The organism is Pandoraea bronchicola, assembly GCF_902459805.1.
Taxonomy (GTDB): domain Bacteria; phylum Pseudomonadota; class Gammaproteobacteria; order Burkholderiales; family Burkholderiaceae; genus Pandoraea; species Pandoraea bronchicola.
On sequence record NZ_CABPST010000014.1, the window covers coordinates 46,487 to 68,324 of the forward strand.

16 protein-coding genes and 1 riboswitch are annotated in these 21,838 nt (G+C 65.2%); of the genes, 3 read left to right on the plus strand and 13 right to left on the minus strand.

The window, feature by feature from the left end; all coding sequences use genetic code 11:
- Positions 1-6: 6 nt before the first annotated feature.
- Complete coding sequence (locus PBR20603_RS20805; RefSeq protein WP_150561360.1) at positions 7-930, minus strand: LysR family transcriptional regulator; 924 nt, start codon at positions 928-930, stop codon at positions 7-9.
- A gap of 135 nt (positions 931-1,065) precedes the next feature.
- Between PBR20603_RS20805 and metE the strand changes: the two genes are divergently transcribed.
- Positions 1,066-3,372: a 5-methyltetrahydropteroyltriglutamate--homocysteine S-methyltransferase gene (metE, locus tag PBR20603_RS20810; RefSeq protein ID WP_150561361.1), complete on the plus strand. Its 2,307-nt coding sequence runs from the start codon at positions 1,066-1,068 to the stop codon at positions 3,370-3,372.
- 115 nt (positions 3,373-3,487) lie between these two features.
- Here the strand turns inward: metE and pepN are convergent, their stop codons facing one another.
- Positions 3,488-6,199 (minus strand): aminopeptidase N, encoded by a 2,712-nt coding sequence (gene pepN, locus PBR20603_RS20815; RefSeq protein WP_150561362.1) that lies wholly within the window; start codon positions 6,197-6,199, stop codon positions 3,488-3,490.
- Between the two features lie 218 nt (positions 6,200-6,417).
- Here pepN and PBR20603_RS20820 point away from each other — a divergent pair, with 218 nt between their 5' ends.
- Positions 6,418-7,008, plus strand: coding sequence for a DUF4136 domain-containing protein (locus tag PBR20603_RS20820; RefSeq protein WP_174978001.1), 591 nt, complete (start codon positions 6,418-6,420; stop codon positions 7,006-7,008).
- Positions 7,009-7,098: 90 nt separating this feature from the next.
- Here PBR20603_RS20820 and PBR20603_RS20825 read toward each other — a convergent pair whose 3' ends face one another.
- From PBR20603_RS20825 to xdhA, 8 genes are all read right to left on the minus strand, one after another.
- On the minus strand, positions 7,099-7,656 hold the full coding sequence (locus PBR20603_RS20825) for a TMEM165/GDT1 family protein (protein ID WP_246174897.1): 558 nt from the start codon (positions 7,654-7,656) through the stop codon (positions 7,099-7,101).
- 14 nt (positions 7,657-7,670) lie between these two features.
- Positions 7,671-7,855, minus strand: a riboswitch (yybP-ykoY riboswitch).
- A gap of 280 nt (positions 7,856-8,135) precedes the next feature.
- Positions 8,136-9,464 carry a guanine deaminase gene (gene guaD / locus PBR20603_RS20830; protein WP_150561365.1) on the minus strand — a complete coding sequence of 443 codons (1,329 nt, stop codon included), beginning with the start codon at positions 9,462-9,464 and terminating at the stop codon, positions 8,136-8,138.
- 19 nt (positions 9,465-9,483) lie between these two features.
- A complete protein-coding gene (locus PBR20603_RS20835; protein ID WP_150561366.1) occupies positions 9,484-10,908 on the minus strand; it encodes an NCS2 family permease in 1,425 nt (474 codons plus the stop codon).
- A gap of 239 nt (positions 10,909-11,147) precedes the next feature.
- Positions 11,148-11,411: a hypothetical protein gene (locus tag PBR20603_RS24230; RefSeq protein ID WP_174978002.1), complete on the minus strand. Its 264-nt coding sequence runs from the start codon at positions 11,409-11,411 to the stop codon at positions 11,148-11,150.
- Positions 11,412-11,623: 212 nt separating this feature from the next.
- The gene (locus PBR20603_RS20845) at positions 11,624-12,664 is read right to left on the minus strand and encodes an adenosine deaminase (RefSeq protein ID WP_150561367.1); all 1,041 of its coding nucleotides are present in this window, start codon (positions 12,662-12,664) and stop codon (positions 11,624-11,626) included.
- 94 nt (positions 12,665-12,758) lie between these two features.
- Positions 12,759-13,838 (minus strand): xanthine dehydrogenase accessory protein XdhC, encoded by a 1,080-nt coding sequence (gene xdhC / locus PBR20603_RS20850; protein WP_150561368.1) that lies wholly within the window; start codon positions 13,836-13,838, stop codon positions 12,759-12,761.
- The gene (gene xdhB, locus PBR20603_RS20855; protein ID WP_150561369.1) at positions 13,838-16,186 is read right to left on the minus strand and encodes a xanthine dehydrogenase molybdopterin binding subunit; all 2,349 of its coding nucleotides are present in this window, start codon (positions 16,184-16,186) and stop codon (positions 13,838-13,840) included. Before xdhB ends, xdhC begins: the two co-directional genes overlap by 1 nt.
- Positions 16,187-16,198: 12 nt before the next feature.
- Complete coding sequence (gene xdhA / locus PBR20603_RS20860; protein WP_150561370.1) at positions 16,199-17,671, minus strand: xanthine dehydrogenase small subunit; 1,473 nt, start codon at positions 17,669-17,671, stop codon at positions 16,199-16,201.
- Between the two features lie 207 nt (positions 17,672-17,878).
- On the opposite strand from xdhA, the gene PBR20603_RS20865 reads away from it, so the two are divergent.
- Positions 17,879-18,844, plus strand: a complete 966-nt coding sequence (locus PBR20603_RS20865; RefSeq protein ID WP_150561371.1) for a LysR substrate-binding domain-containing protein — start codon at positions 17,879-17,881, stop codon at positions 18,842-18,844.
- Between the two features lie 108 nt (positions 18,845-18,952).
- Here PBR20603_RS20865 and PBR20603_RS20870 read toward each other — a convergent pair whose 3' ends face one another.
- The 3 genes from PBR20603_RS20870 to PBR20603_RS20880 all read right to left on the minus strand — a co-directional run bounded on the left by PBR20603_RS20870 (position 18,953) and on the right by PBR20603_RS20880 (position 21,824).
- Positions 18,953-19,465 carry a disulfide bond formation protein B gene (locus PBR20603_RS20870; RefSeq protein ID WP_150561372.1) on the minus strand — a complete coding sequence of 171 codons (513 nt, stop codon included), beginning with the start codon at positions 19,463-19,465 and terminating at the stop codon, positions 18,953-18,955.
- Positions 19,466-19,707: 242 nt separating this feature from the next.
- On the minus strand, positions 19,708-21,093 hold the full coding sequence (locus PBR20603_RS20875) for an amidase (RefSeq protein WP_150561373.1): 1,386 nt from the start codon (positions 21,091-21,093) through the stop codon (positions 19,708-19,710).
- Positions 21,094-21,095: 2 nt separating this feature from the next.
- Positions 21,096-21,824, minus strand: coding sequence for a GntR family transcriptional regulator (locus PBR20603_RS20880; RefSeq protein ID WP_246174900.1), 729 nt, complete (start codon positions 21,822-21,824; stop codon positions 21,096-21,098).
- Between the last annotated feature and the right edge of the window lie 14 nt (positions 21,825-21,838).

Genomic DNA, 21,838 nt, shown 5'->3' on the forward strand with positions numbered 1-21,838 from the left:
GTCGCGTCAGAGCAGTTCGATTTCCGGCAGCGAGAGCAGGCTCGTTTCGCGCATGAGCGACACGAACTCGCCGATGTACGGACGCGCCGTGATCGCGGGCAACGTTGCCGCCCAGAGTTCGGCAGTGAGCCCTTGCGGCGTGATCGGACGCGCACTCACGTAGCGTCGCTCCAGATAACCGGTGACGGCCCACAGCGGCAGGGCAGCCAGCCCGCGGCGGCTGGCGACCAGTTGCAGAATCGCCACCGTCAACTCGGTGGTGCGGCGCGTCGGTTCGATTCCCGCTGGACGCAGCACCTGACGCACGATGTCCAGCATGTCGTCGGGCACGGGGTAGGTGATGAGCGTCTCGTTGCGGAAGTCCTCGGCGTCGAGATGCGACTTGCCGGCCAGGGGATGGTCGTTCGCCATGAGCGCCATCATCTGGAAACGGAACAGCGGATGGAAGTCGACCGCCTCGCCTTCTTCATGCTCCGAAATGATCGCCAGATCGGCGCGATCCTGATGCAGCAGTCCGATCGGATCGGCGTGAAAGCCCGACACGATGTCGAGTTCGACTTCCGGCCAGCGAATGCGAAAGGCGTCCATGGCGGGCATCAGCCAATCGAAACACGTGTGACATTCAACAGCGATGCGCAGCGTGCCCTGCGTGCCCTGGGCAAGCCGCGCGAGGTCGCGGCCCGCTTCGTCGACCGCCGGTACGACTTCCTCGGCCAATGCGAGCAGGCGCTTGCCCGCAGGGGTGAAGACCAGCGGCGACGACTTGCGCACGAACAGCGGCAAGCCATAGAACGCTTCGAGTGCCTTGATCTGATGCGACAGCGCTGACTGCGTCAAATGCAGCCACAGCGCCGCGCGCGAAACACTGCCGGTGTCGCGCAGCGCAAGCAGCGTCTGCAGATGACGAAGTTCGATCGGAGTGCGTTGCATGAATAATATTAATAATAAATGGCAAAAACTTTCGTTTGAATAATACACGTGTGACCGGGATACTGCCAGCCTGGGCGGACATCGTCCGCAGACAATGACTTTGCAGTTACGCAAGCTCCTGGAAGGACAACGCTCATGGCTCAGGCCCACGTACTCGGATTGCCGCGCATTGGCGCGCAACGTGAACTCAAATTCGCCGTCGAGGCCTTTTGGCGCGGCGAGATGAACATCCAGGCGTTGCAGGACACCGGCCGGCGCATTCGTGCGGCCAACCGCCTTGCGCAGCGCGAGGCCGGGCTCGACTGGATCACCGTGGGTGACTTCCATTGGTACGACCAGGTGCTCTCCGCGCTGGCGCTCGTCGGTGGGCTGCCGGAGCGCTTCGGTGCGCCGCGCGCTGCGCTCACGCTCGCGGATTACTTCGCTGCCGCACGTGGCAATGCGCAGCACAGCGCGATGGAAATGACGAAGTGGTTCGACACGAACTATCACTATCTCGTGCCGGAGTATTCGCCGCAGACACGCTTTGGCGAGGGCACGGAATGGCTGTTCGAGGACGTGGCGGAAGCGCTCGCCGAGGGCCCGAACGTCAAGCCGGTGCTGCTCGGGCCGCTCTCGCTGCTGTATCTCGGCAAGGAAAAGGACGGCCTCGCAGACCGTCTCTCGTTGCTGCCCGAACTGCTCACCCAGTACGAGCGCGTGCTCGCGCGTCTGAAGGCGCAGGGTGTGACGTGGGTGCAGATCGACGAGCCGATTCTCGCGCTCGACCTGCCCGCGCTGTGGTGCGACGCCTTCGCGCCGGTGTATCAACGTCTTGCGCCCGTCGCGCCGTCGGTGCTGCTCGCCACGTACTTCGGCGATGTCAGTGACCGCGCGGCCTTGCTCGCAGCGTTGCCGGTCGCCGGTGTGCATCTCGACGGTGTGCGTGCTCCGAGGCAGCTCGAAGCGTTTGCCGCACAGTGGCCGCAAGACAAGGTGCTGTCCGCCGGTGTGGTCGACGGGCGCAACGTCTGGCGCTGTGACCTGATGCGCGCCCGCGCGTTGCTCATGCCGTTGGCCCGGACGCTGGGGGACCGGCTGTGGGTCGCATCGAGCTGCTCGCTGATGCACTGCCCGGTCGATCTGGCGAGCGAGGCACGCCCGGACAAGGAAGTGCGCACCTGGCTGGCGTTCGCCGTGCAAAAGCTGGGCGAAGTGGCGCTGCTGCGCCGTTCGCTTGACGCTGCCGAATTTGCTGCGGCCGAGGTGCGGGCTGCCTTCGCCGCCGATGCCGCCGCGCAGACTGCACGCCGTACGTCGCCGCGCATTCACAACGGCGTGGTGCAGAAGCGTCTGGCGGCGCTCACCGAGGCCGACGCACGCCGTGCGTCCGACTACCCGGCACGGGCCAGTGCGCAGCGCGCGTGGCTCAAGCTCCCCGTACTGCCGACGACGACCATCGGATCGTTCCCGCAAACGGCGGCCATTCGTACGGCGCGCGCAGACTTCAAGCAGCGGGCCATGTCGCATCTGGACTATCTGGAGACGATGCGGGCTCAGATTCGTCTGGCCATCGAGAAGCAGGAAGCCTATGGGCTCGACGTGCTCGTGCATGGCGAGGCCGAACGCAACGACATGGTCGAGTACTTCGGCGATCTGCTCTGGGGCTTCATGATTACCGAGCACGGCTGGGTACAGAGCTACGGTTCGCGTTGTGTAAAGCCGCCGGTGATCTATGGCGACGTGTATCTGCCCGAGCCGATGACCGTCACGTGGAGCGCCTATGCGCAGCAACTGACCGACAAGCCGGTCAAGGGCATGCTGACCGGTCCGGTGACGATGATGCAATGGTCGTTCGTACGCGACGATCAGCCGCGCGAACTCACGGCATTGCAAATTGCGCTGGCGCTGCGCGAGGAGGTGGCGGCGCTGGAAAAGGCGGGCGTGCGCGTGATTCAGATCGACGAACCCGCGCTGCGCGAGGGGCTGCCGCTGCGTGAAGGCGACTGGCCGTCGTATCTCGAATGGGCGGTGCGTGCGTTCCGCGTATGCTCGTCAGGGGTGGCCGACGACACGCAGATCCACACGCATATGTGCTATTCGGAGTTTCACGACATTCTGCCGTCGATCGCCGCGCTCGACGCCGATGTGATCTCCATCGAGACCACCCGTTCCGACATGGAGCTGCTGGGTGCCTTCGAAGCCTTCGAATATCCGAACGAGATCGGCCCGGGCGTGTATGACATTCACTCGCCGCGTGTGCCGTCGCAGGCGGAAATGGAGCGTCTGATCGAGGCCGCGCTCGCTCGCATTCCGGCCGAGCGTCTGTGGATCAACCCCGACTGCGGGTTGAAGACGCGCGACTGGGCGCAGGTCGATAGCGCCTTGACCAACATGGTCGCGGCCGCCAATGCCGTGCGTCAGCGTCTCGCGGGCGTTCACATGCACGTGCAAGCCGCCTGACGCCCCCGCATACGCGTGGGTGGGCACGGGGGGCGAGACAGCGCCGACGAAAAAACGCCGCCGATGCCTTTGCGCATCGGCGGCGTCTTGTTTTCGCGGGGCAGTGAAACTTCGCTCAGGCGAGCGCTTTTTCGACGATCTCGCGCACGTCCTTCGACAGTGCCGTGTGCTGCGCGACGGTCTGCAGCGCGTTGTGCATGTGCTCGCGCAGTGACGGCGTGTACTTGCGCCAGCGGTCGAGCACACGTGCCAGACGCGCGGCCACCTGCGGGTTCAGGGCGTCGAGCGTGAGCACCTGTTCGGCCCAGAATTGGTATCCGGAACCGTCGGCCGCGTGGAACTGGGCCGGGTTGCCACCGCAGAAGCTGAAAATCAGCGAGCGCGCGCGGTTCGGGTTCTTTAGCGTGAAGGCCGGATGGCGCATGAGCGCCCGCACGGCGTCAATCACGCAATGGCTGCCGTCGCCACGCTGCATGGCTTGCAGCGCGAACCACTTGTCGATCGCCAGCGGCTCGTGCTCGAAGCGTTGATAGAAGTCCTCCAGCGCTTCGGCGGCATGATTCTGGCCGTGCGCAGCGTCGCCCTCGCGCGCGGCGCCGCCACGTTGCACGAGCGCGGTGAGCGCGGCGAAACGATCCGTCATGTTGTCGGCCGTGTCGTATTGCGTGCGCGCGGTTTGCGCCACGCCGGCGTCCGACAGCTCCATCAGATACGACAGCGCAAGGTTCTTCAGCGCGCGCTCGCCGGCGGACGCGGCGTCCGGACGGTACGGGCCCGGCACGCGATGGTTGTGATACGCCGCAAGCCACTCGGTGTGCAGCGAGGCCGCCAGACGCTGGCGCAGATACTGCCGTGCCGCATGAATGGCCGCCGGGTCGATTTCCGTCATCTGCTCGCCGAGATACGACTCGGCCGGCAGCGTGAGAGCTTGCGCGCGGAACGCCGGATCGAGCGATTCGTCGCGCAGCACTTGCCGGAAGGCTTCGAGCACGTAGCTGTCCACGCTCGGCAATTGCCCCATCTGAATGGACTCGACGAGCGCCAGCAACTGACGCGTAGCCAGACGCTGGCCCGCTTCCCAGCGGTTGAACGGATCGCTGTCGTGCGCCATCAGGAACGCGAGTTCGTCGATGGTGTACTCGTGCTCGACGATCACCGGCGCCGAGAACCCGCGCAGCAGCGACGGCATCGGGTTGTGCGGCACATCGACGAACGTGAAGCTCTGACGCTCCTGCGTGAAGTCGAGCACGCGCGTGGTGGGCATGGGCGCATCGCCGGCTTCGCCTGCCAGACGCAGCGCCAGATCGCGGCCGTCGCGATCGAGCAGGCCGACGGCGAACGGGATATGGAACGGCTGCTTGACGAGCTGGTTGTCCTGCAACTCAACGCCGACCTTCGGACAGCGCTGCGTGAGCGTGAGGGTATAGGTCCGTGCGGCTTCGTCGTAGGCCGCGTCGACCGTCACGCGCGGCGTGCCGGCCTGGCTGTACCAGCGGCCGAACTGTGTGAGGTCGCGCTGGTTGGCATCGGCCATTGCGGCACGGAAGTCGTCGCACGTGACCGCCTGACCGTCGTGGCGCTCGAAGTACAGATCCATGCCCCGGCGAAAGCCCTCACGGCCGAGCAGCGTCTGATACATGCGCACCACTTCGGCGCCTTTCTCGTAGACGGTGACCGTGTAGAAGTTGTTGATTTCGACGTAGCTCTCCGGGCGCACCGGGTGAGCCATCGGACCGGCGTCTTCGGGGAACTGCGCCTGACGCAGCACGCGCACGTCGTCGATGCGCTTGACGGCACGGCCCGACTCGGAGCCCATCATGTCGGCGGAGAATTCCTGATCGCGGAACACGGTCAGGCCTTCCTTAAGGCTCAACTGGAACCAGTCGCGGCAGGTCACGCGATTGCCGGTCCAGTTGTGGAAGTACTCGTGGCCCACCACGGCTTCAATGTTGCCGAAGTCGTCGTCGGTCGCGGTGGCGGCGTCGGCCAGCACATACTTCGTGTTGAAGATGTTCAGGCCCTTGTTCTCCATCGCGCCCATGTTGAAGTCGCTCACGGCCACGATCATGAAGCGGTCGAGATCGAGCACGCGTCCGAAGCGCGATTCGTCCCAACGGATCGAGTTGACGAGCGAATGCATGGCGTGCTCGGTCTTGTCCAGATCCTGCGGCTGCACCCAGACCTGTAGGAGCTTCTCGCGTCCGTCGCCGGCAACGAGGCGTTCCTCACGGCAAACCAGGCGTCCGGCCACCAGCGCGAACAGGTAGCTGGGCTTCTTGAACGGATCGTCCCAGATGGCGAAGTGACGGCCGTCAGGCAGATCGCCCTTGTCGATCAGGTTGCCGTTGGCCAGCAGCACCGGATACGCTTCGCGATCGGCGCGCAGCGTGACGGTGTATGTCGCCATGACATCCGGACGGTCGAGGAAGTAGGTGATCTTGCGGAAGCCCTCGGCTTCGCATTGCGTGAAGAAGTTGCCGCCCGAGACGTACAGCCCCATGAGCGACGTGTTCTCCTGCGGGCGGCAGCGTGTGACCAGCGTGAGCTCGAACGCTTCGGGCGGGGCTTCGACCGTGAGCGACTCGTCGCCCGTGCGGTAGCCGGCCCAGGGTTTGCCGTCGAGTTCGAGGCTCACCAGTTGCAGACCCTGACCCACCAGATCGAGGTCGCCGCCAGGGCCGGCCGGGTTGCGATGCACGCGCAGCCGGCTGGTCACGGTGGTGACGTCGGGGGCGAGGTCGAAGTCGAGTTGAACGGTGTCGATCAGATACGCCGGGGGCGTATAGTCGGAGCGTTGGATGACACCTGCGAGGTCGGTTCTGAGCATGGACGGTGTTTTGCGGACGGCCAAGAATCTCCAAATTGTAACGGAGTGGCGGGCCCTTCGCGTTCAATCGAGAAATTTGCTGAATTTTGCTGCAATGCTTCCGTCGAATGTGTCGGATTTGCGCGATGCGCAGTCCTATGCTTAAATCGGCGCGACGGGTGCGCGTCGGCGTGCCGGGCCTTTCTCTGGAGCAGTCAATCATGTGGAAACGATGGGCAATGGCGACCTTGGCCGTCGCGAGTGTCTTGCTGGCGGGATGCGCCAGTACCGTCACCAGTCAGGTGAGCGCGTTCGGCGATGCGCCGGGCTTTGAGGGCCCGAGGACTTATGCGCTCACGCGCACGGCCGAACAGCAGAACAATCAGGAACACGCGACCTACGAGCAGTGGCTGCGCGCGCGTCTGGCCGGAGACGGTTTCAGCGAGCAGAGCCCGTCGAGCGCGCACTACCTGATCGGCATGAGCTACGGCATCACCCAGCAGATCATGCGCGTGGCGGAACCGGCGTATGACCCGATGTTCGCGCCGGGCCCGTGGGGGCCGTGGGGACGTCCGTGGGGCTGGTACGGCTATCCGTACGGCCCGCCGCCGGCCTACGTTGAGCGTGATTATCCGTATGCGCTCGCGGGTTTGGAGTTGCGCTTCACGGACCGCGCGAGCGGCAAGGAGGTGTACCGCGTGCAGGCCAATACCAGTGACGCCGGCACGTCGCTCGCCTCGGCCATGCCGTTCCTGATCGACGCCGCGCTCAAGCAGTTGCCGTTCCCAAGCGGGCGTACGGTCAACGTGCAGCAGAAGGTCGGGCAGTAAGGCAGGCGGTTATTTGCCGCAGGCCGTCGTACCACGCCGGAGCGAAGCGGCGCGTCACCGGGACGCGTGCTTCGCTCCGGCGTGTTCCGTTTACTGCATCAGTGTGACGATGCCGAGAACGGCGAAGATGACCGCAGCGACGATATGCACGGCCTTCGTCGGCAGACGGCCGGCGAATTTGTGGCCCACGAGCACGGCCGGCACGTTGGCGAGCATCATGCCCAGCGTCGTGCCAGCGACGACGCCAAAGAAATCCTGATAGCGTGCGGCGAGCATCACGGTGGCGATCTGCGTTTTGTCGCCCATTTCGGCGATGAAGAAGGCGAGCACCGTGGTGGCGAACACGCCGAGCTGACGCTTCGTGGTCGTGTCTTCGTCGTCGACCTTGTCGGGAATCAGAATCCAGATCGCCATGCCGATGAACGACGCGACGATGGCCCACTTCATGATCGCCGGGCTGATCGCAGTGGACAGCCACTCACCGAGTGCGCCGGCAAAGCCATGATTGACGAGCGTGGCGACGAGAATGCCAAGAACGATCGGCACGGGCTTCTTGAAGCGTGCAGCGAGCAAGAGGGCAAGCAGTTGGGTTTTGTCGCCGATTTCGGCGAGACCGACGACACCGGTCGAGATGAGGAATGGGGACACCTTGTAATTTCTCCGCCGGGCCATATGGATGCGAGCCAATGACAATGCATCCCGGCCCGGTTGGCGGAAGCATCGTCATCGGTCTCGCCAGGCCCGAGGGCTGCGCACGCCATAGCCGGAACCGGCCAAGTCTGTTGACGTACGCCCCTGCCGATGCATGATGTGCACGACAGGGCGGCTACTCCCCAATGAATCGGAGCGGATTATAGCATCGGATTCGTGACGTGCAAGGGACGGCTCGCGTCGCACACGGTGTTTTGCGGCGCACGACGGTGTATGAACAGGGGGCCGTACGCCGTGGCGTTCGAGAGGCAAAAAAGGGCGGCCGAAGCCGCCCAAGGAGATCCCCGACCGCATGCCCCTTGCGCACGGTCGGCGACTGCGGGGGAACGGGCGCCATGCCAATGCGATGGCGTCCATTTCTCCGCGAAAGCAATGCGTCACCTTGCCGCCCGGATGCCGCGGGCCAACGCCCCCGGTCAGTGCGCCGTGCGGCGATGCACGGGCTTGCCCGCTGCGTAGGTCGTGGCAACGGCACGGTCGTCGCCGAGCATGGCGAACGCGAAGAGCAGTTCTTCGAGCGATTCGGCCAGTGCCGTGCGACGTGCGAGCAGCGGCGTGGCCTTCGGGTCGAGCACCACGAAATCGGCCTCGGCGCCTACGGCCAGCGTGCCGATGGTGCCGTGCAGATCCAGTGCGTGCGCAGCGCCCTCGGTGGCCAGATAGAACATGCGTTCGGCCGAGAGGTGATAGCCCGACAGACGCGCCACCTTGTGCGCTTCGTTCATCGTCTGCAGCATCGAGAAGGTCGAGCCGCCGCCCACGTCGGTCGCGAGCGTGACCGGCATGCGGGTCGCCTCCGCGGCGGCGAAGTCGAACAGGCCGCTGCCCAGGAACTGGTTCGATGTCGGGCAGTGCGCGGCGACGGTGCCGGTCTCGAACATGCGGCGACGGTCATGCTCGTCGAGCCAGATGCAATGGCCGTACACGGCACGCTTGCGCAGCAGTTTGTAGTGGTCGTACACATCGAGATAGCTGCGATGGCCCGGGAACAGCGAGCGCACCCATTCGACCTCGTCGGTGTTCTCGGCCACATGGCTCTGAATGAACACGTCCTGATATTGCTCGGCGAGTTCGCCGCACACGCCCAGTTGCGCTTCGGTCGATGTCGGCGCGAAGCGCGGTGTGAGCGCGTAGAGCTGGCGTCCCTTGTTGTGCCAGCGCTGGATCAGCGCCTCGCTGTCGCGCGCGCCGCTCTCGGCCGTGTCACGCAGGAATTCCGGGCAGTTGCGGTCCATCATCACTTTGCCCGCAATCATGCGCAGGTCGCGCGCGTCGCTTGCCTTGAAGAAGGCGTCGGCCGAGCCCGGATGCACCGTGCAGTACACGAGCGCGCTCGTGGTGCCGCCGCGCAGCAGTTCGTCGAGAAAGAACTGGGCGACATCGGCTGCGTACTCCGGATTCTCGAAACGGCGCTCGGTCGGGAACGTGTACTTCTCGAGCCACGGCAGCAGCCCCGGTGCGGGCGACGCGATCATATCCGTCTGGGGATAGTGGATGTGCGTATCGATGAAGCCGGGCGTGACGACCTTGTCGCGCAGATCCTCGATGGGCGTGCCAGCGGGCAGCGCAGGGGCCACCTTGGCGTAGTCGCCGACGGCGGTGATGCGGCCGTTCTCGAAGGCGACGATGCCGTCGGTATGGTGTACGGTGCCGGGCGAGCCATCGAGATAGGCTCGCGCCGGATCGTGCGTGAAGTAGACCAGTTGCGCGCGTACGGCACGCAGGGCTTGGCGGGTGGTGGACATGGGCAGGGGCCTTCTATCGTTACATTTGCGTGAGCAGCAGCACTGCCAGTGCGGCGACGATCCACATCGCCGGCTTGATCTCTTTCACGCGTCCGGTGAACAGTTTGAGCACGACGAACGCGAGGAAGCTGTAGGCGATACCGTCGGTGATCGAGTACGAAATCGGAATCATCACCACCGCGATGAAGCTCGGAATGGCTTCGTCCATCCGGTGCCATTCGATGCGCGCCACGGACTCCATCATAAACACACCGACCAGAATCAGCGCCGGCGCCGTCGCGATGGCGGGCACCAGCGAGAGCATCGGAGACAGGAACAGGAACGGCAGGAACAGCAGCGCGCAGACCAGCGCGGTCAGACCGGTGCGCCCGCCTTGTGCGATGCCGGCGGCCGATTCGATATAGGCGTTCGCCGGGCTCGTGCCGAGCGGGCCCGAGATCAGCACCGAGAACGAATCGACGATCATGGCCTGACGCATGTTGCGCGGATTGCCGTCGCGGTCCTTCATGTTACCGGCTTCGGCAATGCTCATGAAGGTCGAGAGCGTATCAAAGAACGCCGTGAAGAGCATCACGAAGATGAACGGCAGGTAGGCCACCTTCAGCGCGCCCAGCAGGTCGAGCTGGCCGATGCCCGAGAAGTCGGGGGCGGCGAAGAAGCCGTGGAAGTTCACCAGCGTGGCGGTGGCGATCTCCTTGGGGAAATAGGCCGCGCCGTCGCCCCACACGCGGCCGATGGGAATGGCCATGAGCGTGGTGACGACAATGCCGATCATCAGCGCACCGTTCACGCGACGTGCGACGAGCACGGTCGTGAGCGCCAGTCCGATGAGGAATGTGACGGTCGGCGGCGACAGGTGCGCCAGACGCACGACCGTGACCGGATCGCTCACCACGAGCTTGGCGTTGACAAGGCCGATCACGGTGATGAACAGGCCGATGCCGCACGAGATCGCATAGCGCAGGTTGGCGGGAATGGCATCGACGACGAAGCGCCGCACGTTGAGCGCGGCGAGCAATGCGAAGAGAATGCCCGACCAGAACACGCAGCCGAGCGCCGTCTGCCACGGCATGCCGACGCCATGCACCATAGTGAAGGCGAACAGCGCGTTCAGCCCCATGCCCGGAGCGACCAGCACCGGATTGCGGGCGTAGAGCCCCATCGCACAACTGCCGAAGAAGCTGATGAGCACCGTGGCCGTCAGGGCTGCGGGGAACGCCATGCCGGTCTTCGACAGGATGGCCGGGTTGACGACGATGATGTACATCGCCGCGAGGAAAGTCGTGATACCCGCTATCACTTCCGTACGGAACGTCGATCCGAGCGCCGTGATACCGAAATACCGGTCGAGTGCCGAGACAGGTTGCGCGCCCGCCACGCGCGTGCCGTTGTGAGCCGCTTCGGGCGCGGCAGTACCCGCCGGGGGGCTGAGCGATGAGTCCATGGGGTGTTGTCTCCGATGTTCTAAGATGTGTTGTGCGCTCGACGCCACAGGTGTGGGGGCACCGCATGACGCCTATTCGGGCACGCACAAAAAATAGCATCGGGTCCCGGCGAAAATATTCCCTATGCGGAATGTTCCACATCATCGCGAGGTAATGTGGCGCGATGGGGGGGCGCCCGCTCCCGTCGGCGGCCGCTTGCTGCGGTTCGCCGCCGTTCGCTACCGTTCGATTTCGCCTGTCAGCGCATGGGGCATCGTTCCTGAATCCCGCACGCGAGTTCATTGCTGCGCATGACCGCGCGATGGCTGCGCTGTCCTGCGACTGCCGGCGGTTCCGCCTGGGCATCGCCGAACACGTTGCCGGGCCGGAAGTGCGGACCTTGCTGGCCCGGTTGAGCGAACGCGACCCGGCCTTGACCATCGAAGTCCGGCTGGAAAATTCTCGCCGCCTGCCGGATGCCTTCGATGGCGGCGTTTTGGACGGCCTGAACTGCCCTCGTCACGAATCATGCTGCATTCGACGCTCACGGATACGCGCGCTCGCGACGCCTTGCGGACACTGGCGGCAGCCTGTCGAGAACATCGTTCTCCCAGGTGCGCAGGCACGCAGTGACATGCCCCTGAATCAAACGGACGTTCCCCGCTGCCGACCTATCTCCCACGACACAGCACCCCCGCGCATCGTGGCGGCAAGCCACGACCGCCAGCTCGCTACTTACGCCGCTTGCGCAGCGCGAAAACGCCGCAGTTCGCCGAGCAGACGGCGTTTCTCACTGTCGTCGATGAACGAGGCTTCGAAACTGTTCTGCGCCAGGGTGTAAGCGTCGTCGAGCGTCATATCCAGGGCGTCGAACGTTGCCAGGAAGTTCTCGTTCAGATAGCCGCCGAAATAGGCCGGGTCGTCCGAATTGATCGTCACGGCGAGGCCGCGTTTGAGCAACTGGTGCAGGGTGTGCTGCCCCATGTCGTCGAACACCTTGAGACGCACGTTCGACAGCGGGCACACCGTCAACGCGATCTTCTCGCGGGCCAGACGTTCCAGCAGCGCTTCGTCTTCAATCGCCCGCACGCCGTGATCCACACGCTCGACGTGCAGCATGTCCAGCGCCTCGTGGATGTATTCGGGCGGCCCTTCTTCCCCGGCATGGGCCACGATGCGCAGACCCAGCGCACGGCAGCGTTCGAACACGCGTGCGAACTTGGCGGGCGGGTGTCCTTGTTCGGATGAGTCGAGCCCCACGCCGACGAGCCGGTGGCCGTGGCTGTTGAAATAGGGCAGAGCGGTTTCCAGCGTTTGCAGGGCGTCTTCTTCCGGCAGGTGACGCAGGAAGCAGAGAATCATCCGGCTCGTGATGCCGTGTTGTGCCTCGGCTTCGGCCAGGGCGCGCTCGATGCCATTGACGACGCTCGCCATCGACACGCCGCGCGCCGTATGCGTTTGCGGATCGAAGAAGATCTCGGTGTGACGGATGTTGTCGGCGACGGCGCGCGCCAGATAGGCGCGCGTCATGTCGTAGAAATCGTCTTCGGTGAGCAAGACGCTCGCGCCTGCGTAATAGATGTCGAGGAACGACTGCAGATCAGTGAAGGCGTAGGCGTCGCGCAGAGCGTCCACGCTCGGATACGGCAGCGCGACGCGGTTTCGCTGCGCGAGCTGGAAGATCAGTTCGGGCTCGAGCGTGCCTTCGATATGCACATGCAGCTCGGCCTTGGGCATGGCGCAAAGGGTCTTGGCGAGTTCGGGCGTGAGTGGCATGGATAGTCTTGTTGTGGGGGGATGGGCGGGATTCTACCGTTGCAAGTGAGTGCCGGTCACGCGTGAGCGCAGGCATCCGGCCGCCGAGCCGTCTTTACACGGCGACGCCGTTGTCCTGCGGCGATACCGGTGCGCTTTGGCGCATCTGCTGCTCGCGCACGCGCAATAGTTGCGCCGCCACTGCGATCGCGATCGTTGCCGGTGCCTTGCCGGTGATGCCGGCCACGCCGATGGGGCAAATCATCTGTTCGAAGCGCTCGGGCGGCACACCGCGATCACGCAGACGGTGCTCGAACTGACGCCGTTTGGTCATCGATCCGATCAGGCCAAAGTAAGCGAAGTCGTCGCGCTTGAAGATGGTTTCGCACAGACGCTGGTCAAGGGCATGGTTATGCGTCATGACAAGAAAATAGGCGCCCGGCGGCGCTTCGGCGACGATGGCTTCGGGCGTGTCGGTCGATTCCACACGCGTGTTCGGGGGGACGGTTTCCGGGAATGTTTCGGTGCGCTCGTCTGCCCAGGTCACGCGGCAGGGCAACGTGGCCAGCACCTGCACGATGGCCTGTCCGACGTGTCCGGCGCCGAACAGCACGATATGAAAGTCGCTCGGTGCCAGACGCTCGCTCAGCCACAGCCAGCCATCGCTGCCCTGCCAGAACGAGCAGGCGGCGTCGTCCGCATCGCGTGTCAGGGCATGGGGGTGCGCCAATGGTTCGTTCGGGGCGAGTTCCGTCAGCAGGACCGGGCCACCCGGGGGCTGACTGGCTGCGACGCCGGCCCCCGGCGCCCCGAACGCCACGCTGCGCAGACTGGCTTCCCCCGCCGCGAGCCGTTTGTGCAGCGCGCTCACCCAGGCCAGATCGGCCAGCGTGAGCACTTCGAAGGCGAGCGTGACGGCACCGCCGCAGCACTGGCCGAGGCTGGGGCCAAGCGCAAAACGCTCGACGTGCCGCGCGCCTTGCTGTCCGTACTGGCGCAGCAATTGGCGCGCAACGTCCATCGCGCGCCATTCGAGATGCCCGCCGCCGATGGTTTCCCACACGTGCTCGCGCGTCACGAGCAGGTGCGTGCCCGCCTCGCGCGGCGCGGAGCCTTCCACGTGCGCGATCGTCACCAGTACCGCGGCCTCGCCGCGGACCAGCAGCTTGTGGGCGGCCTCGACCCAGCGATGCATCAGGCGGCGCTCCGCGTGCGCAGCTCGGTGATCGCCATGAGCAGCGCTTCGGACGTTGCCGGGGCATTGAGCACCGGCTCGTCGCGATAGTCGTTCACACTTGCCACGGCGTCGCGCAGGGCGTTGAACACCGAGAACGGGAGCAGCAAAGGCGGCTCGCCAACGGCCTTCGAGCGATGGATGGAGTCCGAGACGTTCGCGTTCTCGAACAGCGCCACACGGAAGTCCGCCGGGCAATCGCTGATGCCGGGGATCTTGTACGTGGAAGGGGCATGCGTCATGAGCTTGCCGTCCTTGTTCCACCACAACTCTTCCGTCGTCAGCCAGCCCATGCCCTGAATGAAGGCGCCTTCGACCTGCCCGATGTCCAGCGCGGGGTTGATCGACTTGCCGGCGTCGTGAAGAACGTCCGCGCGCAGCAGACGCCACTCGCCAGTCAGCGTGTCGAGCACGACTTCGGAGACCGCGGCTCCGTAGGAGAAGTAGTAGAACGGATTGCCGTTCATGGTCGCGGCATCCCACGACAGACCCGGCGTAGCGTAGAAGCCGTCGGACCACAGTTGCACGCGCGCCCAGTAGGCCGCTTCCACCAGATCGGGGAAGGCGACGTCATGGCCGTTCGCGCTGACGACATCGTTGGCGAAACGCACGTCGTCGGCCGATCCGCCATACTTTTGCGCGGCAAACGCGGCCAGACGTTGGCGAATCTGCCACGCGGCATTCTGCGCCGCCTTGCCGTTCAGATCGGCGCCGGTCGACGCGGCCGTGGCCGACGTATTCGCCACCTTGCTCGTGTCGGTCGCCGTCACACGCACATGCGAGAGATCGACGCCCAGCTCGTGCGCCACCACCTGTGCCACTTTGGTGTTCAGGCCCTGACCCATCTCGGTGCCGCCGTGATTCACCAGCATCGAACCGTCGCGATAGATATGTACCAGCGCGCCCGCCTGATTGAAGGCCTGCACGTTGAACGAAATCCCGAACTTGAGCGGCGTGAGGGCCAGGCCCTTGCGCAGCACCGGACTCGTACGGTTGAACGCTTTCACGGCGTCGCGTCGCGCACGGTAGTCGCTCGTGCGCTCCAGTTCCGCAACGAGTTCGTGAATGACGTTGTCCTTGACGACTTGCCCGTAGGGCGTGACGTTGCGCTCGGTCTTGCCGTAGAAGTTTGCACGACGCACGTCGAGGGCGTCCTTGCCCAGATGCCGTGCGATGGCGTCCTGCACGACTTCCATGATGAGCGCGCCTTGCGGTCCGCCGAAGCCGCGAAACGCCGTATTCGATTGCGTGTTCGTCTTGCCGCACAACGCGCGCAGGTCGGCGTCGGGCACGAAGTAGGCGTTGTCGAAGTGGCAGATCGCGCGCGTGGCGACCGGTCCCGACAGGTCGGCCGAGAAGCCTGCGCGCAGCGTCATGTCGACCTTCGCACCCTGAATGCGGCCGTCGTCGTCGAAACCGATGTCGTATTCGAAGTAAAAGCCGTGACGCTTGCCGGTCATCATGAAGTCGTCGTCGCGATCGAGACGCAGCTTCACGGGACGCTTCAGACGCGTGGCGCACAGCGCCGCAACGCAGGCAAACAGGCCCGATTGCGACTCCTTGCCACCGAAGCCGCCGCCCATGCGGCGGCATTCGACCAGCACCTGATGGCTGTGCCAGCCGAGCGCGTGCGAGACGAGCGCCTGCATTTCCGTGGGGTGCTGCGTCGAGCAATAGACGTGGATGCCGTCGTTTTCCTTGGGAATCGCGTACGAGATCTGCCCTTCGAGATAGAACTGTTCCTGCCCGTTGCATTCGAACGTACCGGTCAACCGGTGCGGCGAGGCTTGCAGTGCGGCATCGGCGTCGCCACGGCGCAGGTGATACGGCGGCAGCACGCCAGCCCCGGCGGCCTTGGCGGCCTGCGGCGTGAGGATCGCAGGCAGGTCTTCGTATTCCCCCATGGCCAGCCGCGCGGCGCGACGTGCCGCGTCATGCGATTCGGCCACCACGGCGAACATCGGCTGGCCGATGTACTGAACGAGGCCATCCGCGAGAATCGGGTCGTCGTGAATGACCGGACCGCAATCGTTCACACCGGGGATATCGGCCGCCGTGAGCACCGCAACCACCCCCGGCGCCCGGCGCACGGCATCGAGATCGAGCGAGAGGATGCGGGCGTGTGCCTTGGGCGATGCCCCGAGGGCACAGTGCAACGTGCCTTGTACCTCGGGGATGTCGTCGGTGTAGGTGGCCTCGCCGGCCACGTGGAGTTCGGCCGACTCGTGCGGACGCGAGCGGCCAACCTGGGCACCGGACGCCATGGCGGCACCGGTCTGCGTCATGAAGCCTTCAACTTGCGTGTTCATGGGCAACTCCGGTCAGACGTTGGCGAACGCGTTGACTTCATGTGCCGCAAGCGGCGCATCGGTGCGCGTTTCCAGGAAAAAACGATACAGCAGATTCTGCGCGCCGGCGAGCCGGTAAGCGCTGGTCGCCCGCATGTCAGAGAGCGGCTGGTAGTCGGCCGGCAATGCCGCCATCGCGGCACGCACGGTGGCGTCCGTCCACGGTTGCCCGGTCATCGCCGCTTCGATGGCGCTGCCGCGCTTGGGCGTAGCGGCCATGCCGCCGAAGGCCGCGCGTGCCGAGCGCACCGTATCGCCGTCGAGGTCGACGGCGAAGGCGGCGCATACCGCCGAGATGTCCTGATCGAAGCGCTTGGCGAGCTTGTAGGTGCGAAAGCGTTGTGCGGCGCCCGGCAGCGGCACGCGGATGCCCTGCACGAATTCGCCCGCGTCGAGCGCGTTCTTCTGATAGGCCAGGTAGAAGTCTTCGAGCGGCATGTCGCGCACGACCCCTTCGCGATGCAGCACGATGCGCGTGCCGAGCACGATCAGCGCCGGCATCGAGTCACCGATGGGCGAGCCGTTCGCGACGTTGCCGCCAAGCGTGCCCGCGTTGCGGATCGGGAACGAAGCGAAGCGCTGACGCAGTTCGGCCAGCGCCGGATAGTGTTTGACGAGGGCATCGAAAGCATCGTTGAGCAAGGCGCCCGCACCGATATAGATGCCGTTCGGACCCTCGGAGATCTCACGCAGTTCCGGCACCTGTCCGATATAGATCAGATGCTTCAGTTCGCGGAATTGCTTGGTGACCCACAGACCGACGTCGGTACTGCCAGCGAGAATGCGAGCGTCCGGGTAGGCGGCGCGCAGGCGGCCGAGTTCGGCCAGCGTGCGCGGCGCATGGAAGACGTGGTCGTCGTGCTCGTACGACAGGGTGCCGCCACGCTGCAATGCCTGAAGCTGCGTCGCCAGCGCGTCACGGTCGAATTCGTGGCGCGGCAGGTCGAACATCTTCTGGGCGGCATCGACGATCGGACGATAGCCCGTGCAACGGCACAGGTTGCCGGAGAGCACGTCGTCGATCTCACGGCGGCTCGGGCAGCCGGCATTGGCCGGACGATTCAGATACATGGCCCACAGCGACATCACGAAGCCCGGCGTGCAGAAGCCGCACTGCGAGGCGTGGCAGTCAACCAGCGCCTGCTGCACCGGATGCAGGGTGCCGTCCGCGGCGCGCAGGTCTTCCACCGTGAACAGGGCTTTGCCGTCGAGCGTAGGCAGGAACTGGATGCAGGCATTGACCGCCCGCAGCGCCACGTTGCCATCGTCGGCCAGCTCGCCGATCACGACCGTACAGGCACCGCAATCGCCCTCGGCGCACCCTTCCTTGGTGCCGGTGCAGTGCAGGGCTTCGCGCGTGTACTGAAGCACGGTGCGGGTCGTGGCTTCGCCAGTGACCTCATGCACCTTGCCGCGGTAATAGAAGCGGATGGCTTGTGTCTCCATGGTTCTCAGTGTAGTGCAGTGGGATTGCAGACGCGCCGGGACATGGCCGGCGTGGGGATGAGCCGAAGATAGCACCGGCGGGAGAGGTAAATATTTCGCGGTCATGATGATGCCTATTCGGTCGCCCCGATGACCCGGCATTGTCATAAACTATGGCTCAACCCGCCGTCATCCGGCGTTCAACAAGCCTCCAGAGCGTCCCTGCCCATGCAAAGACCCCGCGAACAGATCGACGCTTACCTGCTGCGGGTACTTCATACGCTGCTGACCGAACAAAGCGTTTCGCGCGCTGCGCTCAAGCTCGGCCAGTCGCAGCCGGCCATCAGCAACTCGCTGCGCCGCCTGCGCGAGATCACCGGCGACGCCATTCTGGTGCGTGGCAAGAGCGGTATGGTGGCCACCGAGCGCGGCCGGGAATTGCTGGGGTATGCGACCGATGCGCTCGCCGCCATCGAACGCATTACCCATCCCACCACGGAATTCGCGCCGCAGACCACCACGCGGGCGTTCCGTCTCGGGGCTCCCGACTATCTCGACGCCGTCTTTCTGCCGAATATCGCCGAAGTGCTGCGCCGCGATGCGCCCTCGGCGCGGTTGCATGTTCAGCCGATCAACGCAGGTTTCGACTATGCGGGCGCGCTGGAAAACGGCTCGCTCGACGTGGTGATCGGCAACTGGCTGGAACCGCCGCCGCAACTGCACATGTCGCGGCTGTTCGACGACGAAGTGGTCTGCATGCTGGGCGCACAGCATCCGCTCGCGAACAAGGGCATCTCGCTCAAGCACTATCTGGAATTGCCACATCTGGCGCCCACGCCTTACGTGGCGGAGCGTCAGAGTTTCATCGACGGATGTCTGGCGGAGCAGGGCCTGCGTCGCAATATCCAAATGACGATGCCGTACTTCGGACTCGTACCGTATGTGCTGATGCGCACCGATCTGGTGTTTACGACAGGGCGGCAGTTCGCACAGCATTACGCGCGCTATCTGCCGATTCGTGTGCTGCCGTCGCCCTTTGCTTTCCCGCCGATGCGCTTCTATCAGCTATGGCACGAGCGCACGCATGCGGCACCGGAGGTGACGTGGTTGCGACGGCGAGTGGCGGAAGTGGCGACGGAACTGGATGCCGCGAACGGCGGCGGGGCGGAAGCGCCTGTCCCGGCGCGGCCCTGAAAGCACGTAGACGGGGCGGGCGGTGAAGCGCGCTGCGGGAGCGGCGCGAAGCGGTGGCCGTCGCCTTGAGGCAGACGGCCGGTGAAACCGGTAACGCTCAGCGCATCCTTAGCGCAGCGAGATCGCGCGGCGCGGACGATGCAACGCCAGCGACAGGAAAATCACGACAAATGCGGCGAGCGACCACATCGGCAGTGTGAGGCCGAGAATCGGCGGGTACATCGTCTGGCACATCCCCTGCACCTGGAAGACCTGCGGCAGCATGCGCGATGTCGGCAAGGCATCGACGAACGCTTCGACCACGTCATAGCCGCAGCTCACCATCGGATTGGCTTGCACGTAAATCAGATAGCCCGACGCGGCCATGCCGCCGATCGCCGTCAACGCGGCGAGCACGCGCGCGAACTGAATGCCCGCCCAGCCGCGCGAGACTGCGCCGGCCAGACCGAAGATCGCGATCAGCACGAGCGCGTAGCGCGTCAGAATGCACAGCGGACACGGGTCTTCGTGACGCACGTACTGGAAGTACAGCGCGCCGCCCAACAGGGCGAGGCAGACCACGGTGAGCAAGAGGTACAGACGGCGTTCTCGGCGCAGGGCCGGGTCGATTTGAGCGTTCATTTCACTTCGGGCGGTGGGCCATCACGATTCCCGCAAAGCCCGTATGACGCTGGGCGGCAGGCACTTGGGCTGGCATTGTAACCCCAGCCCGATTCGTGCGTGAGTCGAAAAATCTCGGAACTTTTTGCTCGAAAATCGGACGCCACGCACCCGGTGTGGCAAACATCAGACCGGCGTTTGGCAAGGGAGCGCAGGCGGTGCTGCCGCCCGCGCGTGAGAGGGTAACGCCCAAGCGCGCGGCATCAACCGCCCAGACCCGCCGAGTGCAGGGCGTGTTCGATGGCGCGTCCGACCGGGAAGAGGCGGGCGTCGTCGCCCGCCGCCGCGCTGACCATCAGGCCGATCGGCGCTTCTCCCCGGGCCTGACATGGCAGCGAAAACGCGCAGCCGTCGATCATGTTGATGGCCGTAGGGTTGCGCAGCACTAGCGCGTTGGTCGCCGTGAAGGTGTCGTCGCTCGCCTCGAGCGGCGCGATGGCTGGCGGTGCGAGCGGCACGGTCGGGCACAGGACGGCGTCGAAACTTTGCCAGATGGGATTCGCTGCGGCGATGAGGCCGGCGCGGGCGTTGAGCAGGTCGATGTAATCGGCGGCGCTGGCCGGCTCGCCCTTACGGATGCGCACCAGCACGCGCGGATCGTAATCTTGCGCGCGCTCGGCGAGCAGCTTGCGATGCCACGCATAAGCCTCGATCGGCGAAAAGCCGAAGCGGTTCATCGCGGGCAGGCCGTCGAACGGCGTGAACTTGAATTCCACCAGCGTTGCGCCGGCCCTGGCGAGCGCCGCAAGGGCGCGCTCGTAGATGGCGATGGCGGCGGGCTCCGCGTTGTCCAGCACGTAGTTCGTCAAGACACCCAAGCGCATACCGCGAACGTCGCGCGGTGTGACCGGGGTTTCGTCGACGGCATGACCGCTGAGGATGGCATCGACCCATGCGCAGCAGTCGACCGAGCGGCCGATGGGACCGACCGAGTCCAGCGACGTGGACAGCGGCAGCGCGCCATCGCGTGGCGTGCGTGCGGCCGTGGGTTTGAAGCCCGTCAGGCCGCAGAATGCCGACGGAATACGAATTGAGCCGCCTGTATCGGTGCCGAGTCCGACGGCCGCCATGCCATCGGCCACCGACGCGGCCGCCCCCGACGACGACCCTCCCGCAATGTGGCCGGCCTCACGCTGCCACGGCGAGCGCGGCGTGCCGTAGTGCGGATTCAGGCCCAGACCCGAGAATGCGAATTCGGTCATGTTGGTGCGACCGACGATCACAGCGCCCGCCTGCCGCAGGCGGGCCACGGCAACGGCGTCGTGCTTCGCCGCAGGCGCATCGGACAAGACTTTGGAGCCGGCGCGCGTGACTTGTCCGGCGACGTCGAACAGATCCTTGACCGACACGGGAATGCCCATCAGCGGCGACAGACGCACGCCAGCGCGACGCAGGGCGTCGAGGCCATCGGCGGCGTCGCGGGCGGCTTGCGCGTCGACTTGCGTGAAGACGACGTGGCCCTGGCCTGCGGGATCGGCGATGCGCGCTAGCGCGTGCTCGGTCAGTGCGCGGCTGGTGGTGCGCCCTGCGTCGAGCGCGGCGGCGAGGTCGGACAGGGGGCGTTGCAGATCGATGGCGTCGGTGCTCATGTTCAGATCGCTTTCAGGATATGGGTGCGGAATTCTTCGATATGACGGGCAATGGCCCGGCGGGCGCGCTCGGCATCGTGTGCGGCGAGCGCTTCGAACAGCTCGAGATGTTCTTCGTAGACACCTTCCAGATGACTCGGCGTTGACAACGCAAGAAACCAGAAGCGCAACGAGCGCTCGTGCAGGCCGCGTAGCAACTCGGCGAGCGTCTGGTTACGCGAGGCGCGCGAGATGGCCAGATGGAAGTCGCGATCGATGCGCATCATTGCTGCGACGTCGCGCGCGGCAATGGCCTCGCGCGAACGGGTCAGCACCGCCTCGATGGCGGCGAGGTCGTCCGGTGTGGCGGCGCGCGCGGCCAGCGCTACGCAATACGTCTCGTTGATCATGCGAACGTCGATGATCTCCAACGCATCGTTGAGCGAGACGGGTGCGACCATCGCGCCCTTGCGCGGCAGGATGACCAACAACCCCTCGAGCGCGAGCCGCTGCATCGCCTGATGCACCGGGGTACGTCCAAGCCCCGTCGATTGCATCAACTGCGCTTCGTTCAGCGTCTCGCCGGGGCGCAGACGCAGCGTGATGATGTCGTGCTTGATGGCTTCATATGCTCGCTCGGTCAGGCTGCGGCCGTCAGTGGCGGCGGGCGGATCGACGAGGGCGGTGGCGGCAACGCTGGCAGTCGCCGGCGTTGCGGAGTGATGGGGCTCGAGTGGGGTGTCGTTGGGCATCGGGTCGGGCGGAA